Annotated in this window: 18 protein-coding genes; 8 read left to right on the forward strand and 10 right to left on the reverse strand. The window is 64.3% G+C overall.

Annotated features, from left to right (window positions below; translation table 11 throughout):
* Nucleotides 1–121: 121 nt before the first annotated feature.
* The 5 genes from OU800_RS18875 to murJ all read right to left on the reverse strand — a co-directional run bounded on the left by OU800_RS18875 (nt 122) and on the right by murJ (nt 6,442).
* A complete protein-coding gene (locus tag OU800_RS18875; protein ID WP_268178882.1) occupies nt 122–559 on the reverse strand; it encodes an FKBP-type peptidyl-prolyl cis-trans isomerase in 438 nt (145 codons plus the stop codon).
* Nucleotides 556–1,065 carry a signal peptidase II gene (gene lspA / locus OU800_RS18880; protein WP_268178883.1) on the reverse strand — a complete coding sequence of 170 codons (510 nt, stop codon included), beginning with the start codon at nt 1,063–1,065 and terminating at the stop codon, nt 556–558. Before lspA ends, OU800_RS18875 begins: the two co-directional genes overlap by 4 nt.
* A complete protein-coding gene (gene ileS, locus OU800_RS18885) occupies nt 1,058–3,892 on the reverse strand; it encodes an isoleucine--tRNA ligase (RefSeq protein WP_268178884.1) in 2,835 nt (944 codons plus the stop codon). The genes lspA and ileS overlap by 8 nt, the downstream gene beginning before the upstream one ends.
* The gene (gene ribF, locus OU800_RS18890) at nt 3,889–4,839 is read right to left on the reverse strand and encodes a bifunctional riboflavin kinase/FAD synthetase (RefSeq protein ID WP_268178885.1); all 951 of its coding nucleotides are present in this window, start codon (nt 4,837–4,839) and stop codon (nt 3,889–3,891) included. Before ribF ends, ileS begins: the two co-directional genes overlap by 4 nt.
* Before the next feature lie 61 nt (nt 4,840–4,900).
* A complete protein-coding gene (gene murJ / locus OU800_RS18895) occupies nt 4,901–6,442 on the reverse strand; it encodes a murein biosynthesis integral membrane protein MurJ (RefSeq protein ID WP_268178886.1) in 1,542 nt (513 codons plus the stop codon).
* Nucleotides 6,443–6,632: 190 nt separating this feature from the next.
* Here murJ and rpsT point away from each other — a divergent pair, with 190 nt between their 5' ends.
* Nucleotides 6,633–6,911 (forward strand): 30S ribosomal protein S20, encoded by a 279-nt coding sequence (rpsT, locus tag OU800_RS18900; RefSeq protein WP_003243036.1) that lies wholly within the window; start codon nt 6,633–6,635, stop codon nt 6,909–6,911.
* A 242-nt stretch (nt 6,912–7,153) separates the two neighbouring features.
* On the opposite strand, the gene OU800_RS18905 is transcribed toward rpsT, so the two are convergent.
* Nucleotides 7,154–7,441, reverse strand: a complete 288-nt coding sequence (locus tag OU800_RS18905) for a PA4642 family protein (protein ID WP_268178887.1) — start codon at nt 7,439–7,441, stop codon at nt 7,154–7,156.
* A 163-nt stretch (nt 7,442–7,604) separates the two neighbouring features.
* Here OU800_RS18905 and dauA point away from each other — a divergent pair, with 163 nt between their 5' ends.
* Nucleotides 7,605–9,332: a C4-dicarboxylic acid transporter DauA gene (gene dauA, locus OU800_RS18910; protein WP_268178888.1), complete on the forward strand. Its 1,728-nt coding sequence runs from the start codon at nt 7,605–7,607 to the stop codon at nt 9,330–9,332.
* 133 nt (nt 9,333–9,465) lie between these two features.
* Here dauA and OU800_RS18915 read toward each other — a convergent pair whose 3' ends face one another.
* Nucleotides 9,466–10,023 (reverse strand): hypoxanthine-guanine phosphoribosyltransferase, encoded by a 558-nt coding sequence (locus OU800_RS18915; RefSeq protein ID WP_268178889.1) that lies wholly within the window; start codon nt 10,021–10,023, stop codon nt 9,466–9,468.
* A gap of 303 nt (nt 10,024–10,326) precedes the next feature.
* Here OU800_RS18915 and upp point away from each other — a divergent pair, with 303 nt between their 5' ends.
* Both upp and OU800_RS18925 read left to right on the forward strand, forming a co-directional pair.
* Entirely contained in the window at nt 10,327–10,965 is a 639-nt protein-coding gene (upp, locus tag OU800_RS18920; RefSeq protein ID WP_268178890.1) for a uracil phosphoribosyltransferase, read from the forward strand.
* 2 nt (nt 10,966–10,967) lie between these two features.
* Nucleotides 10,968–12,230, forward strand: coding sequence for a uracil-xanthine permease family protein (locus tag OU800_RS18925; RefSeq protein WP_268178891.1), 1,263 nt, complete (start codon nt 10,968–10,970; stop codon nt 12,228–12,230).
* Between the two features lie 57 nt (nt 12,231–12,287).
* Here the strand turns inward: OU800_RS18925 and OU800_RS18930 are convergent, their stop codons facing one another.
* A complete protein-coding gene (locus tag OU800_RS18930) occupies nt 12,288–13,301 on the reverse strand; it encodes a DUF481 domain-containing protein (protein ID WP_268178892.1) in 1,014 nt (337 codons plus the stop codon).
* A gap of 199 nt (nt 13,302–13,500) precedes the next feature.
* On the opposite strand from OU800_RS18930, the gene OU800_RS18935 reads away from it, so the two are divergent.
* Both OU800_RS18935 and OU800_RS18940 read left to right on the forward strand, forming a co-directional pair.
* The gene (locus OU800_RS18935; protein WP_268178893.1) at nt 13,501–13,863 is read left to right on the forward strand and encodes an MGMT family protein; all 363 of its coding nucleotides are present in this window, start codon (nt 13,501–13,503) and stop codon (nt 13,861–13,863) included.
* 42 nt (nt 13,864–13,905) lie between these two features.
* Nucleotides 13,906–15,705 carry an AmpG family muropeptide MFS transporter gene (locus tag OU800_RS18940; RefSeq protein WP_268178894.1) on the forward strand — a complete coding sequence of 600 codons (1,800 nt, stop codon included), beginning with the start codon at nt 13,906–13,908 and terminating at the stop codon, nt 15,703–15,705.
* A 576-nt stretch (nt 15,706–16,281) separates the two neighbouring features.
* Here the strand turns inward: OU800_RS18940 and OU800_RS18945 are convergent.
* On the reverse strand, nt 16,282–17,109 hold the full coding sequence (locus OU800_RS18945) for a mechanosensitive ion channel family protein (protein ID WP_268178895.1): 828 nt from the start codon (nt 17,107–17,109) through the stop codon (nt 16,282–16,284).
* Between the two features lie 102 nt (nt 17,110–17,211).
* On the reverse strand, nt 17,212–17,691 hold the full coding sequence (locus tag OU800_RS18950; RefSeq protein WP_003459380.1) for a YajQ family cyclic di-GMP-binding protein: 480 nt from the start codon (nt 17,689–17,691) through the stop codon (nt 17,212–17,214).
* 136 nt (nt 17,692–17,827) lie between these two features.
* Between OU800_RS18950 and OU800_RS18955 the strand changes: the two genes are divergently transcribed.
* Nucleotides 17,828–18,790 (forward strand): GGDEF domain-containing response regulator, encoded by a 963-nt coding sequence (locus OU800_RS18955; protein ID WP_268178896.1) that lies wholly within the window; start codon nt 17,828–17,830, stop codon nt 18,788–18,790.
* Nucleotides 18,787–19,698 (forward strand): putative 2-dehydropantoate 2-reductase, encoded by a 912-nt coding sequence (locus tag OU800_RS18960; protein WP_268178897.1) that lies wholly within the window; start codon nt 18,787–18,789, stop codon nt 19,696–19,698. The genes OU800_RS18955 and OU800_RS18960 overlap by 4 nt, the downstream gene beginning before the upstream one ends.
* Nucleotides 19,699–19,722 lie beyond the last annotated feature (24 nt).

A 19,722-nucleotide genomic window follows, 5' to 3' on the forward strand; every position in this document is an offset into this window, starting at 1 on the left:
CGCGGTCGTTGCAGGAGGAGGCAAGTGTAACGCGGGAGCGAACATCGTTCCCGCTTGGCATGGCCCGGACGCATCCGAGGTATCGATGGCAGCACCCGGATTGCATCCGGGCTACTGACGCTTACAGCGCTTTGACTTCGATGATCTCCACCTCGAAGTCCAGCACCTTGCCGGCCAGCGGGTGGTTGAAGTCGATGGTCACCTGCTGGTCGTCGAAAGCCTTGACCACGCCCGGCAGCTCGGCATTGGCGGCGTCATTGAAGATCACCAGCAGGCCTTCGGAGAGCTCCATGCCCTCGAACTGGCTGCGCGGCATGACCTGCACATTCTGCGGGTTCGGCTGGCCGAAGCCCTGCTCGGGCTGCACCTGCACGCTGCGCTTGTCACCGGCCTTGAAGCCGTACAGCGCCTGCTCGAAGCCAGGCAGCAAGTTGCCATCGCCGACCTTGAAGGTAGCCGGCTGCTTATCGAAGGTGCTGTCCACCACGTCGCCGTTTTCCAGCTTGAGGGCAAAATGCAGGGTCACCTGCCGATCCGGGCCGATGCGTACCTCGCTCATTGCGCCACCTCCTTCTTCGCCGACTTGTCGCTCTTGAACATGTCCAGCGCCAGCAGGATGGCGCCAATGGTGATGAAGCTGTCGGCCAGGTTGAAGGCCGGGAAATACCAGCGGTTCTGCCAGTGCACCAGGATGAAGTCGACCACATGGCCCAGTACCACGCGGTCATAGAGATTGCCCAAAGCACCGCCAAGCACCATGGCCAGGGCCACGGCCAGCAGGGTTTCGCTGGGTTTGAGGCGCTTGAGCCAGATCACCAGCACGGCGCTGACCAGCACGGCGATGCCGGCGAAGAACCAGCGCTGCCAGCCAGCGGCATCGGCCAGGAAGCTGAAGGCGGCGCCGGTGTTATAGGCCAGCGTCCAGTCCAGATAACCGGGGATCACTTCGATGCGCTGATACATACTCAGGCCGCCCTCGAAGATATCCTTGGTGATGCGGTCACCGATCAGGATCAGCAGGCTCAGCAGCAACCAGGGCAATTTGCCGAAACGGGCTTCACGCATGCTTGCGCACCTCGCCGCTGCCTTCGATGTTGCTCACGCAACGCCCACACAGCTCCGGGTGCTCGGCATGGCTGCCGACATCGGCGCGGAAGTGCCAGCAACGACCACACTTGGCGTGAGCCGACTTGACGATCTTCAGCTTCAGCCCCGGCGCCTCGGTGACCACGGCATCGGCCGGCGCCTCGGCTAGCGGTGCAGCCTCGGCAGCGGAGGTGATCAGCACGAAGCGCAGCTCGTCACCCAGCTTGGCCAGGTCGGCACGCAGGGCGTCATCGCCATACAGGGTGACTTCGGCCTGCAGGTTGCCGCCAATCGCCTTGGCCGCGCGCAGGTTCTCCAGCTCCTTGTTCACCGCCCCCTTGACCGCCATGACGCGCTGCCAGTAGGCCTGATCCAGCTCGAAGCCCTGCGGCAGGCGGGGGAGGTTCTCGTACCAGGTGGCCAGCATCACCGACTCGGCGCGCTCGCCCGGCAGGAACTGCCAGATTTCCTCGGCGGTGAAGGCCAGGATCGGCGCGACCCAACGCACCAGCGCCTCGCAGATATGGAACAGTGCGCTCTGGCAGGAGCGACGCGCCACGCTGTCGGCCGCGGTGGTGTACTGACGATCCTTGATGATGTCCAGGTAGAAGCCGCCCAGCTCCTGCACACAAAAGTTGTGCACCTTGGAGTAGACGTTCCAGAAGCGGTACTCGGCGTAGGCCTCGGTCAGTTCGTCCTGCAGCCGTGCGGTGGCGTCCACCGCCCAGCGGTCGAGGTCGAGCATCTGCTCGGGTTGCAGCAGATCCCGGGCCGGCTCGAAGCCGTTGAGGTTGGCCAGCATGAAGCGTGCGGTATTACGGATGCGCCGGTAGGCATCGGCGCTGCGCTGCAGGATCTGGTCGGAGACGGCCATCTCGCCGGAGTAGTCGGTGGAGGCTACCCACAGGCGCAGGATGTCGGCGCCCATGCTGTCGATCACCTTCTGCGGGGCGACCACGTTGCCGAGGGACTTGGACTGCTTGCGGCCCTGCTCGTCGACGGTGAAGCCGTGGGTCAGCAGTTCCTTGTAGGGCGCGTGGCCGTCGATGGCGCAGCCGGTCAGCAGCGAGGAATGGAACCAGCCGCGGTGCTGGTCGGAGCCCTCCAGATAGAGGTCGGCAACCGGGCCCTGGGCATGCGCCAGTTCGGCATGGGAGCCACGCAGCACATGCCAGTGGGTGGTGCCGGAGTCGAACCACACGTCCAGAGTGTCGCGGCTCTTGTCGTACTGCTCGGCCTCGGCGCCGAGCAGCTCGGCGGGATCCAGCTTGAACCAGGCCTCGATGCCCTCCTGCTCGACGCGCCCCGCCACCTCTTCCATCAGTTCGACGGTGCGCGGGTGCAGTTCGCCGCTTTCCTTGTGGGTGAAGAACGGGATCGGCACGCCCCAGTTGCGCTGACGCGAGATGCACCAGTCCGGGCGGTCGGCGATCATGCTGTGCAGACGCGCCTGGCCCCAGGCCGGGACGAACTTGGTCTGCTCGATGGCCGCCAGGGAGCGCTCACGCAGGGTGCCGCCCGCTTTCGGCTGGGTGTCCATGCCCACGAACCACTGCGCCGTGGCGCGGTAGATCAGCGGCGTCTTGTGGCGCCAGCAGTGCATGTAGCTGTGATTGATGGTCTCGTGCTTGAGCAGCGCGCCGACTTCCTCGAGCTTGGCGACGATGGCCGGGTTGGCCTTCCAGATGAACTGGCCACCAAAGAACGGCAGCGAGTCGACGTACACGCCGTTGCTCTGCACCGGGTTGAGAATCTCGTCATTGCTCATGCCATAGCGCTTGCAGCTATGGAAGTCGTCCTCGCCATAGGCCGGCGCCGAGTGGACGATGCCGGTACCGGCGCCCAGCTCGACATAGTCGGCCAGGTACAGCGGCGACAGGCGGTCATAGAACGGGTGGCGGAAGTTGATCAGTTCCAGTGCCGCGCCCTGAGCGGTGGCAACCACCTGGCCTTCGAGGCCATAGCGCTGCAGGCAGCTTTCGACCATTTCCTCGGCCAGCAGCAGCAGGCGGTCGCCCACGTCCACCAGCGCGTAGGTGAATTCCGGGTGCACGTTCAGCGCCTGGTTGGCCGGGATGGTCCAGGGCGTGGTGGTCCAGATGACGATGGCGGCTGGTTTGCTCAGGCTGGCCAGGCCGAAGGCGGCGGCCAGCTTGTCGGCATCCGCGACCGGGAAGGCCACGTCGATGGCTTCGGACTTCTTGTCCATGTACTCGACCTCGGCCTCGGCCAGTGCCGAACCGCAATCGAAGCAGAAGTTGACCGGCTTGAGGCCCTTGAACACGAAACCGTTCTTGACCATCTCGGCCAGGGCACGGATCTCGCCGGCCTCGTTGGCGAAGTTCATGGTCAGGTAGGGATTGTTCCAGTCCCCCAGCACACCGAGGCGGACGAAACCGGCCTTCTGCTCTTCCACCTGTTCGGCGGCATAGGCACGGCAACGCTCGCGGGTCAGGTCGGCCGGCTGGTTCTTGCCGAAGGTGGTTTCCACCTTGTGCTCGATGGGCAGACCATGGCAGTCCCAGCCCGGCACGTAGGGCGCGTCGAAACCGGCCAGGGTCTTGGAGCGGGTGATGATGTCCTTGAGGATCTTGTTCAGCGCGTGGCCGATATGGATGCTGCCGTTGGCGTAAGGAGGGCCATCGTGCAGGATGAATTTCGGGCGACCTTCACCCGCCTTGCGCAGCTTCTCGTACAGGCCAATGTCAATCCAGCGCTGCAGGGTCTGCGGCTCGCGTTGCGGCAGGCCAGCCTTCATCGGGAAGGGGGTGTCGGGCAGGTTCAGCGTGGCTTTGTAATCGGTCATGTCGGGCTCTTCATCAGCGGGTGGCTCTGCCAATATTCACGGGCAGCGGCAATATCGGCGGCAATCGCCGCCTTCAGGGCCTCCAGCGAGGCGAAACGCTGCTCATCACGCAGCTTGTGGTGGAAAGCCACCGAGAGGCGCCGGCCATAGAGGTCGCCGGCGAAATCCAGAAGGTGCACTTCCAGATGGGCGCTGCCGTCGCCGGCAACGCTGGGGCGCACGCCGATATTGGCGACGCCTGGTTGAATCACGCCATCGATTTCACAGCTCACCAGATAAACGCCGGTCAGCGGCACCTTGCGCCGCTTGAGCTGGATGTTGGCCGTTGGTGCATCAAGCTGGCGGCCGAGCTTCTGCCCGTGCAGCACTCGCCCGGCGATGCGAAACGGCCGCCCCAGCAGGGCTTCGGCCAGGTCGAAATCGCCAGCGGCCAGCGCCTCGCGTACGCGGGTGCTGCTGACGCGGCCACCGCGCACCTCGATGGTGGTCGAGGCATCGACGCTGAAGCCATGGCGCTTGCCAGCGGCCTTGAGAAACTCGAAATCCCCGGCACGGTCGCAGCCGAAGCGGAAGTCGTCGCCGATCTCCAGATCCTTCACCCGCAACCCGTCCACCAGCACGCGCTGGACGAACTCAGCCGCCGATAGCTCGCGCAGGCGGCGGTTGAAGGCCAGGCACAGCACCAGGTCGACGCCCTCGGCCGCCAGCAAGGCCAGCTTGTCACGCAGCCGGGTCAAGCGCGCCGGCGCGGTGTCGGGGCCGAAGTACTCACGTGGCTGTGGCTCGAAGATCACCACGCAACTGGGCACGGCCAACTCCGCCGCACGCTCACGCAGACGCGCCAGGATGGCCTGGTGCCCACGATGAACGCCGTCGAAATTACCGATGGTGACCACACAGCCCCGCTCGGGCGGCTGCAGGTTATGAAGACCTCGAACCAGCTGCATAACAGGCTTCTTGTTCACAAAGTGGCCGATTATACGCACAGCGCGTGGCGTACAACAGGCATCACAGCGCCTTGCGGGCAAAGTCGCGCGGGCGAAAACCCAGCAGCAACAACATGCCGAAGTATACCGCCGCGCCCACCGTCACCAGCGCGCCGAGGCGCAACAGGCGCACAGGCATCTCGCCCTCGGCCCAGGCCGGCATGACCTGCAGCAACCCCAGCAGCGCGGCGACCATCACCGCCACCGCCAGCAGCAGCTTGAGCAGGAACGCCCCCCAACCCGGCAACGGCTGGAAGATGCCCGCGCGGCGCAGTTGCCAGAACAGCAAGCCCGCATTGAGACAGGCCGCCAGGCTGATGGATAGCGCCAGACCGACGTGCGCCAGTTCCAGGCCGAAGACGAACAGCGCATTCATCGCCTGGGTCGCCAACAGGCTGATCACGGCGATGCGCACCGGCGTCTTGATGTTCTGTTGGGCATAGAAGCCAGGGGCGAGGATCTTGATCAGGATCAGCGCCAGCAGGCCCACCGCATAGGCCATCAGCGCCTGCTGGGTCATCAGCGCATCCTCGGCGCCGAACTTGCCGTACTGGAACAGCGACACCACCAGGGGTTCGGCGAGGATCGCCAGCGCCAGGGTGCAAGGCAGCACCAGCAGAAAACATAGGCGCAGCCCCCAGTCGAGCAGGCGGCAGTACTCGTCGCGATTCTGGCTGGCGTAGGTCTTCGACAGGGCCGGCAGCAGGATGGTGCCGAGGGCCACGCCGAGCACCCCCGAGGGCAACTCCATCAGGCGGTCGGCGTAATACATCCAGGACACCGAGCCGGCCACCAGAAAGGAGGCGAATACGGTATTGATGATCAGCGAGATCTGGCTCACAGAGACGCCGAAGATCGCCGGTCCCATCTGCTTGAGCACACGCCACACCCCTGTGTCGCGCAGGTTCAGGCGCGGCAGCACGAGCATGCCGATGCGCCTGAGGTGCGGCAGTTGCCACAGCAGTTGCGCCAGGCCACCGGCCAGCACCGCCCAGCCCAGGGCCATGATCGGCGGGTCGAAATAAGGGGCGAGAAACAGCATGAAGAGGATCATGCTGAGGTTGAGCAGAGTCGGCACGAAGGCCGGCACGGAGAAGCGGTTCCAGGTATTGAGGATGGCCCCGGCCAGCGAGGACAGCGAGATCAGCAGGATGTAAGGAAAGGTCACCCGCAACAGGTCGACGGTCAGCGCGAAACGCTCGGCATCCTCGGCGAACCCCGGCGCGCTCACCCACACCACCCAGGGCGCGGCCAGCACGCCGAGGGCGGTGACCAGCGCCAGGGCCAGGGTCAGCAGGCCGCTGACATAGGCGACGAAGGTGCGCGTAGCCTCCTCACCCTTTTGCATCTTGTACTCGGCGAGAATCGGCACGAAGGCCTGAGAAAATGCACCTTCAGCGAAGATCCGCCGCAGCAGGTTGGGCAGCTTGAAGGCGACCACGAAGGCGTCGGAGGCCACGCCGGCGCCGAAGGTACGGGCGATGAGGGTGTCGCGCACGAAACCCAGCACGCGCGAGACCATGGTCAGGGAACTGACGGCAGCCAGGGATTTGAGCAGATTCATGAACGTGGGGCTTTCCCGATCGAGCGCGAGAGCGGAGAATCCCCTGTTCGCGCAAAAGCGTCGAGTGTAGCGAGCCGCCATTGGTCAGGCCAGCGGCGAAAACTGCCAGCGGACTTGACATCGGCCCGGCAGCCCGGCAAGATTCGCGGCCTTAATTTGTGTAACCCCCCAGTTTTCGAGGAGCTTGACGGTGGCCAACTCACCTTCTGCCAAAAAACGCGCCAAACAGGCTGAGAAGCGCCGTAGTCATAACGCCAGCCTGCGCTCGATGGTTCGTACCTACATCAAGAACGTGGTCAAGGCTATTGCTGCCAAGGATCTCGAGCTTGCCAAGACCGCCTACACCGCTGCCGTTCCGGTCATCGACCGCATGGCTGACAAAGGCATCATCCACAAGAACAAAGCCGCTCGTCACAAGAGCCGCCTGAACGCGCACATCAAAGCGCTGGGCGAAGCTGCTGCCGCCTAAGTCGCGCGCAGGTTCTTGAAAAACCGGCCCTCGCGGCCGGTTTTTTATTGGCCGTAGTAAACCCCGTGCAGGCGCGAAATTATTCGAGCTCCCGACGGGCGCGGTGCCAGCCCTTTCACGGATAAATCCGCTCCTACCAACCGCGCCCCCAGGCACCCACGGGCGGGAAACCCTGTAGGAGCGAATTTATTCGCGATCCCGACGAGCGCGGCGGCATCGCAGATCGTTTCTAGAGAGCCCCTTCAGCGGCGCGCCGCCTCGATCACCTCGATATAAGGCTCGGCATTGCGCTGATCCTGAATCAGGGCGACGAAGTCGTTGCCCTGCGCATCGCGCGCCGAGAGATCGTAGCCGGCCTCGACGAAAAAGCCGACGAAACGCTCGAAGTCATCGACGCGCAGGCCACGATAGGCCTTGATCAGCTTGTGCAGGGACGCGGGCGTGGCATCGGCCGGCTCCACGTCGAGGAACAGCTTGATGGCGTCGTCGCTGATCTCTTCGCCAATCACCTGCTTCTTGTCTTTACGCATCGCCCACTCCGCCAACTGTAGAAAAGGGGCGGCAGTGTAACGCCGCCGCCCGCCACGCTCAACGCACCCACATGCCACAACGCCCGTGACAGAGGCGATCCAGGTCAATGCAGGTTATAGGGCCACTGGCTTTATAATGTCGGCGAGCTTTCAGGGGGCCCTCATGTCGCGCCGATCCTTACCGCTGTTCTCCGCCTGGCGCCAGGTTCTGCGCGTCGGCTATTCCTGGCCGGCCCTGCGCGGCGATCTCAGCGCCGGGCTGACGGTGGGCATCATCGCCATCCCTCTGGCCATGGCGCTGGCCATTGCCGTTGGCGCCCCGCCGCAGCATGGGCTGTATACCGTGCTGATCGCCGCCCCTCTGATCGCCCTGTGCGGCGGTTCGCGCTTCAATATCTCCGGCCCCACCGCAGCCTTCGTGGTGATCCTGCTGCCCATCACCCAGCAGCACGGGCTTGGCGGTCTGTTGCTGTGCACGCTAATGGCCGGGCTTATCCTCATTGCCATGGGCCTGCTGCGCGCCGGGCGCCTGATCGAATTCGTACCCTACCCGGTCACCCTGGGCTTCACTGCCGGCATCGGCATCGTCATCGCCGTGTTGCAGGTCAAGGATCTGCTGGGCCTGACCCTGCCCGGCAGTGCCACCCACCTGACCGACACCCTGGTGCTGCTGGTGCGCGGCCTGCCTAGCCTGAGCCTGGGCGATAGCCTGGTGGCACTGTGCAGCCTGGCCGTTCTGCTGCTCTGGCCGCGCCTGGTGCCCAGGGTGCCGGCACATCTGGTCGCCCTCACCCTGGGCGCCTTGCTGGCGCTGCTGCTGGAATATTTCGGCCTGCATGTGGCCACGCTGGGCGAGCGTTTCAGTTACAACCTCGATGGCATCGAACATCCCGGCATCCCACCTTTCCTGCCCAGCCTGGCACTGCCCTGGACACTGCCGGGCGCCGATGGCCAACAGCTAGTGGTGAGCTTCGAGCTGATCCGCCAGCTTATCGCGCCGGCGTTCGCCATCGCCATGCTCGGTGCCATCGAGTCACTGCTGTGCGCCGTGGTGGCCGATGGCATGACCGGCAGCAAGCACGACCCCAATGCCGAACTGATCGGCCAGGGCCTGGGCAACCTGGCCGCGCCCTTCTTCGGCGGCATCACCGCCACTGCTGCCATCGCTCGCACCGCTGCTAACGTGCGCGCCGGGGCCTTCTCACCACTGGCGGCCATCGTCCATGCCGGCGTGGTGCTGGCCGCCATCCTGCTGCTGGCGCCCTTGTTCAGCTACCTGCCGATGGCAGCCTTGGCAGCCTTGCTGCTGCGGGTGGCGTGGAACATGAGCGAACCCCAACACGTGGTCCACACCCTGCGCATCGCACCACGGGGCGACGTGCTGGTGCTGCTCACCTGCCTGGTGCTGACGGTGCTGTTCGACATGGTGCTGGCGGTGGGCGTCGGCCTGTTGCTGGCCGCCGGCCTGTTCATCAAGCGCATGAGCGAGCTGACCGACACCGCCGCGCTGGATCGCCAACAACGCCAGGCACTGCTCGACATGCCCGAGCAGGTGCTGGCCTACAGCATTCGCGGCCCGCTGTTCTTCGGCGCGGCGGAAAAGGCGCTGAGCGTGCTGCGCCGCTTCAGCCCCGGGGTGAAGGTAGTGATCGTCGACATCAGCGCCGTGCCGCTGCTGGACATGACCGCCATCGCCGCCCTGGACAACGTGCTACGGGACTATCGCCAGCAGGGCGTGGCGCTGATTCTCAGCGGCTCCACCGCGCAGGTGCGCCTGCAACTGCGGCGCGCCGGGGTGCAGCGCCACGAGGGCGAGCTGGCCTACGTGCGCAACCTGGCACAAGCGCGGGAGAAGGCCCTGCGCTGGTTGGGCGAGCGGCAGCCGGCATAGCCCAGCGGCAGCCGGCCCCGGATTGCATCCGGGCTACGCGCTGGGTGAGCAGCAGCGCTGCGGCAAGCGTAGGGGGGCACCGTGCGCACGCTCCCCTTGCGAGCGCCCGGTGCGCGCAGCGCACCCTACTGCCTTACAGGCCCTTGACCGCGTAGATGCCGGCGGCGTTGCGCCAGTAGCCCTTGTAGTCCATGCCATAACCAAAGATGTAACGGTCGATGCACTTGAGCCCGACGTAATCGGCCTTCAGATCCGGGCGCGCCTTGCGCTCGTGCTCCTTGTCGATCAGTACCGCCGTGTGCACGGCACGCGCGCCGGCATGGCGGCAGAAGTCGATGATGGCGCCAAGGGTGTGCCCCTCGTCGAGAATGTCGTCGATGATCAGCACATCACGGTCGATGAACGAGACCTCCGGTTTGGCCTTCCAGAACAACTCGCCGCCGCTGGTTTCATTGCGATAACGGGTGGCGTGCAGGTAGGAGGCTTCCAGCGGGAAATCCAGTTTGGTCAGCAGCTTGCCGGCAAAAATCAACCCACCGTTCATCACGCAGAACACCACGGGGTTGCACTCGGCCAGCTCGGCATTGATACGTGTCGCCACCTGGTCGATGGCAGCCTCCACCTGGGCTTCGCTGAACAGGCAATCGGCTTGTTCCATGACTTGGCGTATGTGCGCGAGATCGGCGGACATGAGGTTTTCTCTCTTCGGCTGGCAATGGCGGCGGCCGAGCAGCATGAAAGCTGATCGAGCCGTCAGATAAAAGCGGGCAAAGGTACAGACCCGCGCGGCCCTGAACAAGCCCGGACGGACAAGCGTAGCGCCTTGCCCGAGTTTTGCCGTGTGCCGGGCCTGTCGGTCAACACTTGGCCGCAGCAATGCTTTACTCTATCGCGATTTTTTCAAAATCCACCCACCACCTCCCTCCTGCCCGAACGCCCGGTACGAACAGGTGAGGCCGTGGGTGGACGTTCAGCCAGCCGGAGAGATGCCCCCATGCCCATTCGCGAGATTCGCCACCCGCTGATCCGCCACAAGATCGGTCTCATGCGCCGCGCCGACATCAGCACCAAGAACTTCCGCGAGCTGGCTCAGGAAGTCGGTGCCCTGCTCACCTACGAGGCCACCAACGATCTGCCCCTGGAGCATTACGAGATCCAGGGCTGGGCCGGACCGGTACAAGTGGAGAAGATCGCTGGCAAGAAGATCACCGTGGTACCGATCCTGCGTGCCGGCATTGGCATGCTCGACGGCGTGCTCAGCCTGATTCCCGGCGCCAAGGTCAGCGCCGTGGGCGTGGCGCGCAACGAAGAAACCCTGCAGGCGCACACCTACCTGGAGAAGCTGGCACCGGAGATCGACTCGCGCCTGGCGCTGATCATCGACCCGATGCTGGCCACCGGCGGCTCCATGGTCGCCACCATCGACCTGCTGAAGAAGGCCGGCTGCAAGGAAATCCGTGCCATGGTGCTGGTCGCTGCCCCAGAGGGCATCAAGGCGGTGAACGACGCGCACCCGGACGTGGTGATCTACACCGCCTCCATCGACCAGCGTCTCAACGAACAGGGCTACATCATCCCCGGCCTGGGCGATGCCGGCGACAAGATCTTCGGCACCAAGCAGAAGGACGCCTGAGCATGAGCGAGTACAACGATCCGCTGCCACGGCAGATCATCTCCGGCGCGCAGATGCTCTTCGTGGCCTTCGGCGCCCTGGTGCTGATGCCGCTGATCACGGGCATGGATCCCAACGTGGCGCTGTTCACCGCCGGTATCGGCACCCTGCTGTTCCAACTGGTGACCAGGCGCCAGGTGCCGGTATTCCTGGCCTCCAGCTTCGCCTTCATCGCGCCGATCCTGGCGGCCAAGGGCCAGTTCGGCCTGCCGGCGGTAATGGGCGGCATCGTCGCCGCTGGCCTGGTGTACATCCTGCTCTCGGCCTTGGTGAAACTGCGCGGGCCGAGCTTCATCGACCGCCTGCTGCCGCCGGTGGTGATCGCCCCGGTGATCATCTCCATCGGCCTGGCGCTGTCGCCGGTGGCGGTGAACATGGCCATGGGCAAGGCCGGTGACGGCAGCGTGGCGCTGGTGCCCTACGCCACGGCGATGATGATTTCCATGCCGGCACTGATCACCACCCTGCTGGTGGCCGTGCTCGGCCGTGGCATCTTCCGCCTGGTGCCGATCCTCGCCGGTATCGCCGTGGGCTGCGCCATCGCCGCCTTGCTCGGGGTGATCGATACCAAGGCCGTGGCGGCAGCCTCCTGGCTCGCCATGCCCAACTTCATCGCCCCCGAACTGCACTGGGGCGCCATCCTGTACATGGTGCCGGTGGCACTGGCGCCGGCCATCGAGCACATCGGCGGCGTGGTGGCCATCGGCAACGTCACCGGCAAGAACTTCATCAAGCAGCCCGGCCTACACCGCACCCTGCTCGGTGACGGCCTGGCCACCTCGGCAGCCGGTCTGTTCGGCGGCCCGCCCAATACCACCTATGCCGAAGTGACCGGCGCGGTGATGCTGACCAGGAGCTACAACCCCAAGATCATGACCTGGGCGGCGCTGTTCGCCATTGCCCTGGCCTTCATCGGCAAGTTCGGCGTGGCCCTGCAGAGCATCCCGGTGCCAGTGATGGGGGGCATTCTCTGCCTGCTGTTCGGTTCCATCGCCGTGGTCGGCCTCAACACCCTGATCCGCCATCAGGTGGATCTGTCCGAGGCGCGCAACCTGATCATCGTTTCGGTGACGTTGGTGTTCGGCATCGGCGGCATGGTCATCGGCGGCGAGGAGTTCGCCCTCTCGGGCATTTCCCTGTGCGCCATCAGCGCGCTGCTGCTCAACCTGCTGTTGCCCGGCGGCAAGGGCTGGAACAAACGCCAGCCGGAAGAAGATCGAGGCTGAAAACGCAAAGGCCCGCGAACAACTCGCGGGCCTTTTGCATTACAGACGACATGACGCTTACCAACCAACCCCGAACCCCAGGGTGTAGCGTGTCTCGTCCAGATCGCCCTCGGCACCACTGACCACGTCCTTCTCGGCCTTCATGTTCAGCGATGCCCAGTCGGTGACCTTGTAGCGCAGGCCCACCTCGGCATCTAGGCTGAAATCGGCAGCGCCACTCAGCGGCCTACCCACCTCGCCAGTGCTGAACAACTCCACCGTCTTGCCGATCAGATAACGGTTGTAGTCCCACTTCACACTGAGCTCGTAGAAGCGATTCTGCTCGCCGTTGCTGAAGCTGTAGTCGCTGCGGTTGACCAGCGTGGCCACCGACAGCGCGCCCAGCTCGTCATCCCAGAACTGGTAACCCGGGCCGGTACCCAGGGTGCGCTGGCGCTCCAGCTCCTCGACCCGGTCACGCTTGTATTCGGCACGCCCCTGCCAGAAGAGCTTTTCCCCCAGGAAGCGATCGAGGGCATATTCGGTCGACCAGTTGTCGGTACTGACCACCTCGTTCTTCAGCTCGCGGTTGTATTCGACCTGCGCGTTGTGCCGCCACAGCCCATGGCGCGCCTTGGTGTTGATATCGACGTTGTAATCGTCGGTATCGCTCTCGGCCCGCTTGTAATCCAGTGCCAGGTCGATATTGCCCTTCCAGACGAAGTCCTCGACCAGTGGCTTGGGCTTCATGATCTGCTCGATCTGCGCCAGTTCCACGGTCTTCGGCGCCTCGCCGTTGGCCAGGGTGACCTTGCCCGGTTCCGCCGCAAGCAGTGACTTGGCACGCTCACCATCGATCGGCCCCATCTTGACCAGCAGTTCATGGTCGCTTTCCAAGGTGGCGACCTTCTTCCAATCCAGAGGGATGGAGCCACCATAGTCGGTCTGCAGCAGCAGCTTGCTGCCATCGAAGACACGGATGGTGCCGCTGAGGCGGTCACCGTTCTTCATCCAGACGGTATCGGCAAGGACGGGGGCGCTGAACAGGACGATGCTCAGACTGAGCAGGGATAACGAAGTTGGGCGCGACATAAGAGACAATCAGCTCGGTTGGGCGAAAAGCCGGGGATTATGCGGATACCCGGCAGCAGAGCAAGAGCTGACCGACGTAGCGCAGCAGAGTTCAGCACCGCCCGCCCAATGGCAGTGTCGAATGCGCGGCACCGTGCAGAGTATGATCGAAGCGCAATCCCTCCGAGACGAGCGCATCTGCGCCCTGTGAGCGCCCCACATGACAGGACGAGAACACATCCAGGAGTTGGGCATCGCCAACCCCGACACTCGCCGCGAAGCCCTGTACCTGGCACTGGCGCAGATTCCCCCTGGACGAGTGATCAGCTATGGCGAACTGGCGGCGCTGGCAGGGCTCGGGCGCGCCGCGCGCTGGGTCGGACGCACCCTCAGCCAACTGCCGGAAGGCACACGCCTGCCCTGGCACCGCGTGATCGCTGCTGGCGGGCGCCTCAGCCTACCGGCCGGCAGCGCCTCCGGCGCCGAACAACGCGCCCGCCTGCGCGCCGAGGGCATCAGCATACTGAACGAACGGGTGGATATGCGTCGTCATGGCTGGCGCCCGATGGAGCACAGCAGTTAGAGTGCGCTACCGATCCGCTGACCCAGCCCTGATTCGAGTCTGATGCCACGCAAATCCTGGCGAGAAGCTCTCGCTACCTATGCCAACCCCGCCACGCTGGCGTTATTGCTCCTGGGCTTCGCCGCCGGCCTGCCCTACATGCTGGTGTTCTCCACCCTTTCGGTCTGGCTGCGCGAGGCCGGCGTGGCGCGCGAGACCATCGGCTTCGCCAGCCTGATCGGCCTGGCCTATGCCTTCAAGTGGGTGTGGGCGCCGATGCTCGACCAATGGCGCCTGCCGCTGCTCGGCAAACTCGGCCGCCGCCGCTCCTGGCTGGTACTGTCGCAGGGCCTGGTCGCCATCGGCCTGGTCGGCATGGCCAACTTCGACCCGCAGACGCACCTGTCCTGGCTGATCGCACTGGCCGTGCTGGTGGCCTTCGCCTCGGCCACTCAGGACATCGCCGTCGACGCCTACCGTCTGGAAATTCTCGGCGACGAGCATCAGGCCGCCCTGGCCGCCGCCTACATGACCGGCTACCGGGTCGCCGCCCTGCTGGCCACGGCCGGCGCCCTGTACTTCGCCGAAGGCTTCGGCTCCACCGCGCAGAGCTACCAATTCAGCGCCTGGACCGGCACCTACCTGATGTTCGCCCTGCTCATGCTACCGGGCCTGCTGACCTCGATCTGGATGCGCGAGCCAGCGGCTCCGCCTCATATCCACGCAGCGCCACCCAAGCACGGTTTCTTCCACCAGTTGCTGTCGATCCTGGCAGTGATCGTACTGGTGATTTCCGTGCCGACCCTGTTCATCCAGTTCTACCAGAGCGACTTGGTGCCGATGCTGCTGGGCGACGTCAGCGCCCAGGAGCTGCTGTACAACGACCGCGCCTTCCTGCGCGCCATGCTCTACACCACCCTGGCCTGCGTCTGCGCCTCGGGGTTGTTCTGGGGTGGTCTGGCGCCGGTGCTGAAGACGGCGGCGGCCAAATACGGCTTCTTCCACCAGTTGCTCTCGGTGCTGCTGCTGATCATCCTGCTGATCTCGGTGCCGGCGATGCTCACGCAGTTCTACGAAAGTGATCTGGGCCTGGTGTTCCAGGGCCAGATGAGCCTGCAGGAGCTGCTGTACTACGACCGCGCCTTCCTCCGTGCCCTGCTCTATACCCTGCTCACCGGGCTGTCGATTTCCAGCCTGTTCTGGGGCGGCATGGCGCCGGTGCTGACGCCGGTCAACGACTTCATCCTGCGCTACCGCTGGCAGGCCCTGCTGCTGCTGACGCTGATCGCCACCTATCGCCTGTCGGATACGGTGATGGGGGTGATGGCCAACGTGTTCTACATTGACCAGGGCTTCACCAAGGAGCAGATCGCCAGCGTCAGCAAGGTCTTCGGCCTGATCATGACCCTGCTCGGCGCCGGCGCCGGAGGCCTGTTGATCGTGCGCTTCGGCATCATGCCGATCCTCTTCCTCGGCGCCCTGGCCTCGGCGGCGACCAACCTGCTGTTCATGGCCCTGGTGGGCATGGGCGCCCACCTGCAGATGCTGGTGGTGACCATCAGTTGCGACAACTTCAGTGCCGGCCTGGCCACCTCGGCCTTCGTCGCCTACCTGTCGAGCCTGACCAACCTCAAGTTCTCCGCCACCCAGTACGCCCTGCTCAGCTCCATCATGCTGCTGCTGCCCAGGTTGATCGGCGGCTACTCGGGGGTCATGGTGGAGAAACTGGGTTATGCCCACTTCTTCCTGGCCACTGCGCTGTTGGGTATTCCCACGCTCATCCTCATCGTCCTGCAGTGGCGCCGCGACCAGCAGGCGCCCAGCCAGCCGAGCGACACGCCCGACCTTGTAGAGAAAACCTGAGCTCGAAATGACAAGCGTCAGATGAAGCCCCTTGGAAGATTTGTGCGTTGTCTTGCTTTGGTGTTCTTGACGCTACTTCGTTTTTTTTAGGTATTCCGGGTTTCGCCCCCTCGGGCGCCTGAAATTATCGGTTTGATTCGACGACCACAGTCGTTCGCTGTTGCTCTTGCCAGAGTATTCCGAGCTCCACCTGAGTTACCGCAGGTTCAGGCGCGTGCAGAGCCCGCCCAGGAGGGTGAACGGAGTCGTCGTGGAAGAGGTTGAGCGACATGGATGTCGCGAGAGCCACGATGGCCGGGGCCGCCTAGGTAGGGATGGCCCACCGTGGCGGGCCTCTGGAGCGGCGATGGAGTGAACGAACCCTCGCGCAGCGAGGATGATCGGGCGGAGGGTTTTGGTTACTTTTGCCCGTCAAAAGTGACTCGCCTGGGAGGGCGAAACGAGAGCCATCAGCGAAACGCCGATAAACAGCTTAAAGGCTAAAACAACCAGTCACACAACCTTGCCCACCCCGAAAACAAAAAATCCGATGCCAGAACCTGACATCGGATTTTCGAGGAAGCCCCAGCAGGGTCTTCAGTCGGCCTTGGCCATATGCACCACACGCTGCGGGAAGGGAATACCGATACCGGCAGCGCTCAGGCGCTCCTTGGCCAGTTCGATGAACTCGAAGGTCACCGGCCAGAAGTCACCGGTGTTGACCCACACGCGCAGCGACAGGTTCACCGCGTTGTCGCCCAGTCCGGTGACGAACACCACCGGGGCCGGATCGCGGTGCACGCGCGGGTCGTTGGCGATCTCCAGCAGCACTTCGCGGGCACGCTTGATGTCGCTGGAGTAATCGATACCGACGACGATCTCGGCACGGCGTGTGGCCTCGCGCGAGTAGTTGGTGATGTGGCCATTGGACAGCGAGCCATTGGGCACGATCACCACCTTGTTGTCGGCGGTCTTCAGCGTGGTGTGGAAGATATGGATGCTGTCGACGCTGCCCGACACACCCTGGGCCTCGATCCAGTCACCAGCGCGGAACGGGCGGAACAGCATGATCAGAACGCCACCGGCGAAGTTCGCCAGGCTGCCCTGCAAGGCCAGACCGATGGCCAGACCGGCCGCACCGATCATGGCGATGAAGGAGGTGGTCTCCACGCCGATCATCGAAGCCACGCTGATCAGCAGCAGAATGCGCAGGATGATACTGACCAGGCTACCGATGAAACTGCTCAGGGCGCGGTCGACCTTGCGCGCCTCGAGCAGGCGGCCGACGTTGCTGGTCAGTTTGCCGATCAGCCACCAGCCGATCAGCAGGGTGAACAGTGCCAGGGTCAGCTTGCCGCTGTACTCCAGCACCACGGGCAGCCAGGCTTCGGACAGCTTGACCAGTTCATCGACGTTCATCTCCATGGGGTGCTCCTGTTTCCCGTACATGAAACGAAACCGCCATGGCAGGCCATGGCGGTCAAAGTGCTATCAACCTAGAGTGCGATAGCGAAGCGGCGCAAAGGTTCAATCGCGGAAGTTGTTGTACTGCAGCGGCATGCCGAATTCGTGACCACGCAACAAGGCGATGGCTTCCTGCAGATCGTCACGCTTCTTGCCGGTGACACGCACCTGCTCGCCCTGAATGGCGGCCTGCACCTTGAGCTTGGCATCCTTGATGTGAGCGACGATCTTCTTCGCCAGCTCCTTGTCGATGCCTTCGCGGAAAGTGACTTCCTGCTTCATCACCTTGCCCGAGGCATAGGGCTCCTTGGTCTCCATGCACTGGCAGTCGATCTTGCGCTTGATCAGGCTGCTGCGCACGATGTCGAGCATCTGCTCGAGCATGAATTCGGCTTCGGCGGTCAAGGTCAGCGCCTTGTCCTTGCTCTCGATGCTGCACTTGCCGCGCAGATCGAAACGACGGTCGAGTTCCTTGATGGCGTTGTCGACCGCATTGGTCAGTTCGTGTTTGTCCAGTTCCGACACCACGTCGAACGAAGGCATGAGTAAGCTCCTGATGGACGGCGCGATCCGCTTCACGGAGGGAGCACGCCTGACTTGACGATAACTGTAGCCGGCTCATTATACCCGGACTGATTATCGCCGTTTGGCGTCCTTCCTTCTGCCGTGAGCCAGCCCCATGCCCAACCCCCATCTCAGCATTCTGGTGGTGGACGACGCCAAGTTTTCCAGTGCCATGATCGGTCGCGCGCTCGCCCAGGCCGGTTATCAGGACGTGCGCTTCGCCAGCAGCGCCGCCGAAGCCCTGCAGCAACTGGAGCAGCGCCCGGCCAGTGTGCTCCTGGCCGATTGGCTGATGCCGGAAATGGACGGCCTGGCGCTGACCACCCGGGTACGCCAACTGGACGAAACCGCCGATCACTACACCTACGTCATCCTGCTCACCGGCAAGGAAGGCGAGAACGTGCTCGGCGAAGCCTTCGACCGTGGTGTCGACGATTTCATCAGCAAGGCGGCGATGAACGAGCAACTGGTGCCGCGCGTGTATGCCGCTGACCGTCTGTGCAATACCCTGCAGCGCCTGCTGCAGGAAAACCGCATGCTCACCCAGAGCGTCGCCAGCCTGGAACGGCGCAATCTGGTGGATCCGCTTACCGGCCTGGGTAACCTGCGCTATCTGCGCCAGAAGATGACCGACAGCCTGCGCCAGATCGAATCGCGCGGCGGCGCCCTGTGCTACCTGCTGATCGGTCTGCAGGAGGTGGAGCAACTGCGCAGCAAGCATGGCGAGCGCTTCTACAACGAACTGATCCACGGCGTAGCCCGACGCCTGCAGCAACTGGTGCGCCCGCTCGACGTATTGAGCCGCCTGGACGGCAACCACTTCGGCCTGCTGACCCTGCTCGAAGACCTCCACGAGTGCTCACCGAGCAGCTTCAAGCGCTTGCACGAGGGACTCAACCTCAAGGCCTTCAAGACCAGCGAGGGCTTCATCACGCTGAAGGCCGGCATCAGCCTGGTAGGCCTGGATGCCAAGGCACTGCCACTGGAGGCCGACAACCTGATGCAACATGCCGAGAAGGCGCTGCCCGACGCCTATGCCAGCGGCCGGGTCGCCGCCACGCGCCTGCCGCTGGCATGAGCTGGCACGTACTCGGCGCCGGCAGCCTGGGCACCCTGTGGGCCACCCGCCTGGCCCGCGTCGGCCTGCCCGTACGCCTGATCCTGCGCGACCGCCAACGCCTCACCGCGTTCGCGCAGGCCGGTGGCCTGACCCTGGTCGAGCAAGGCCAGGTGCAACGCCATGCCATAGGCGCCGAGCTGGCCGATGCCGAGACGCCAATCCAGCGCCTGCTGTTGGCCTGCAAGGCTTACGATGCCGAAGCGGCGATCCTCGAAGTACTGCCGCGCCTGCAGCCTGACGCCGAGATCCTCCTGCTGCAGAACGGCCTCGGCAGTCAGGACGCCGTGGCGCGCCATCTGCCGACTCAACGCTGCCTGTTCCTCTCCAGTACCGAAGGCGCCTTTCGCCAGGCAGATTTCCAGGTGGTGTTCGCCGGCGCCGGGCATACCTGGCTGGGCGACCCGCAGGATGCCAGTCCGCCCGCCTGCCTGGCCGATCTGCAGGCCGCCGACATCCCCCATCAGTGGAGCCCGGACATCCTCGGCCGGCTGTGGCGCAAGCTGGCACTGAACTGCGCGCTCAACCCGCTGACCGTGCTGCATGATTGCCGCAACGGCGGCCTGCACGAGCATGCCGACGAAGTCGCCGGCCTGTGCCAGGAACTCAGCGAGCTGCTGCAGCAATGCGGCCAGGCAGCCGCCGCCGAGCAGTTGCACGAAGAGGTGCTGCGCGTCATCGACGCCACCGCCGCCAACTACTCATCCATGCATCAGGACGTGACGCAGGGGCGCCGTACCGAGATCAGCTACCTGCTCGGCTACGCCTGCACCGCAGCCCGGCAGCAGGATCTGCACCTGCCACGGCTCGAAGCCCTGCTGCAACGGCTGCGTGCCCACCTGGCCAAACGCGGCCTGCCCCTGGATTAGGGGCTGTTGCCGTTTCGACGCGAG

Source organism: Pseudomonas sp. GOM7, from assembly GCF_026723825.1.
Taxonomy (GTDB): Bacteria; Pseudomonadota; Gammaproteobacteria; order Pseudomonadales; family Pseudomonadaceae; genus Aquipseudomonas.

Excerpts from the sequence above, each read along its gene's own strand:
- OU800_RS18875 (WP_268178882.1), bottom strand. The coding sequence starts at position 559 with ATGAGCGAGGTACGCATCGGCCCGGATCGGCAGGTGACCCTGCATTTT.
- lspA (WP_268178883.1), bottom strand. The coding sequence starts at position 1,065 with ATGCGTGAAGCCCGTTTCGGCAAATTGCCCTGGTTGCTGCTGAGCCTG.
- ileS (WP_268178884.1), bottom strand. The coding sequence starts at position 3,892 with ATGACCGATTACAAAGCCACGCTGAACCTGCCCGACACCCCCTTCCCG.
- ribF (WP_268178885.1), bottom strand. The coding sequence starts at position 4,839 with ATGCAGCTGGTTCGAGGTCTTCATAACCTGCAGCCGCCCGAGCGGGGC.
- murJ (WP_268178886.1), bottom strand. The coding sequence starts at position 6,442 with ATGAATCTGCTCAAATCCCTGGCTGCCGTCAGTTCCCTGACCATGGTC.
- OU800_RS18905 (WP_268178887.1), bottom strand. The coding sequence starts at position 7,441 with ATGCGTAAAGACAAGAAGCAGGTGATTGGCGAAGAGATCAGCGACGAC.
- dauA (WP_268178888.1), top strand. The coding sequence starts at position 7,605 with ATGTCGCGCCGATCCTTACCGCTGTTCTCCGCCTGGCGCCAGGTTCTG.
- OU800_RS18915 (WP_268178889.1), bottom strand. The coding sequence starts at position 10,023 with ATGTCCGCCGATCTCGCGCACATACGCCAAGTCATGGAACAAGCCGAT.
- upp (WP_268178890.1), top strand. The coding sequence starts at position 10,327 with ATGCCCATTCGCGAGATTCGCCACCCGCTGATCCGCCACAAGATCGGT.
- OU800_RS18925 (WP_268178891.1), top strand. The coding sequence starts at position 10,968 with ATGAGCGAGTACAACGATCCGCTGCCACGGCAGATCATCTCCGGCGCG.
- OU800_RS18930 (WP_268178892.1), bottom strand. The coding sequence starts at position 13,301 with ATGTCGCGCCCAACTTCGTTATCCCTGCTCAGTCTGAGCATCGTCCTG.
- OU800_RS18935 (WP_268178893.1), top strand. The coding sequence starts at position 13,501 with ATGACAGGACGAGAACACATCCAGGAGTTGGGCATCGCCAACCCCGAC.
- OU800_RS18940 (WP_268178894.1), top strand. The coding sequence starts at position 13,906 with ATGCCACGCAAATCCTGGCGAGAAGCTCTCGCTACCTATGCCAACCCC.
- OU800_RS18945 (WP_268178895.1), bottom strand. The coding sequence starts at position 17,109 with ATGGAGATGAACGTCGATGAACTGGTCAAGCTGTCCGAAGCCTGGCTG.
- OU800_RS18950 (WP_003459380.1), bottom strand. The coding sequence starts at position 17,691 with ATGCCTTCGTTCGACGTGGTGTCGGAACTGGACAAACACGAACTGACC.
- OU800_RS18955 (WP_268178896.1), top strand. The coding sequence starts at position 17,828 with ATGCCCAACCCCCATCTCAGCATTCTGGTGGTGGACGACGCCAAGTTT.
- OU800_RS18960 (WP_268178897.1), top strand. The coding sequence starts at position 18,787 with ATGAGCTGGCACGTACTCGGCGCCGGCAGCCTGGGCACCCTGTGGGCC.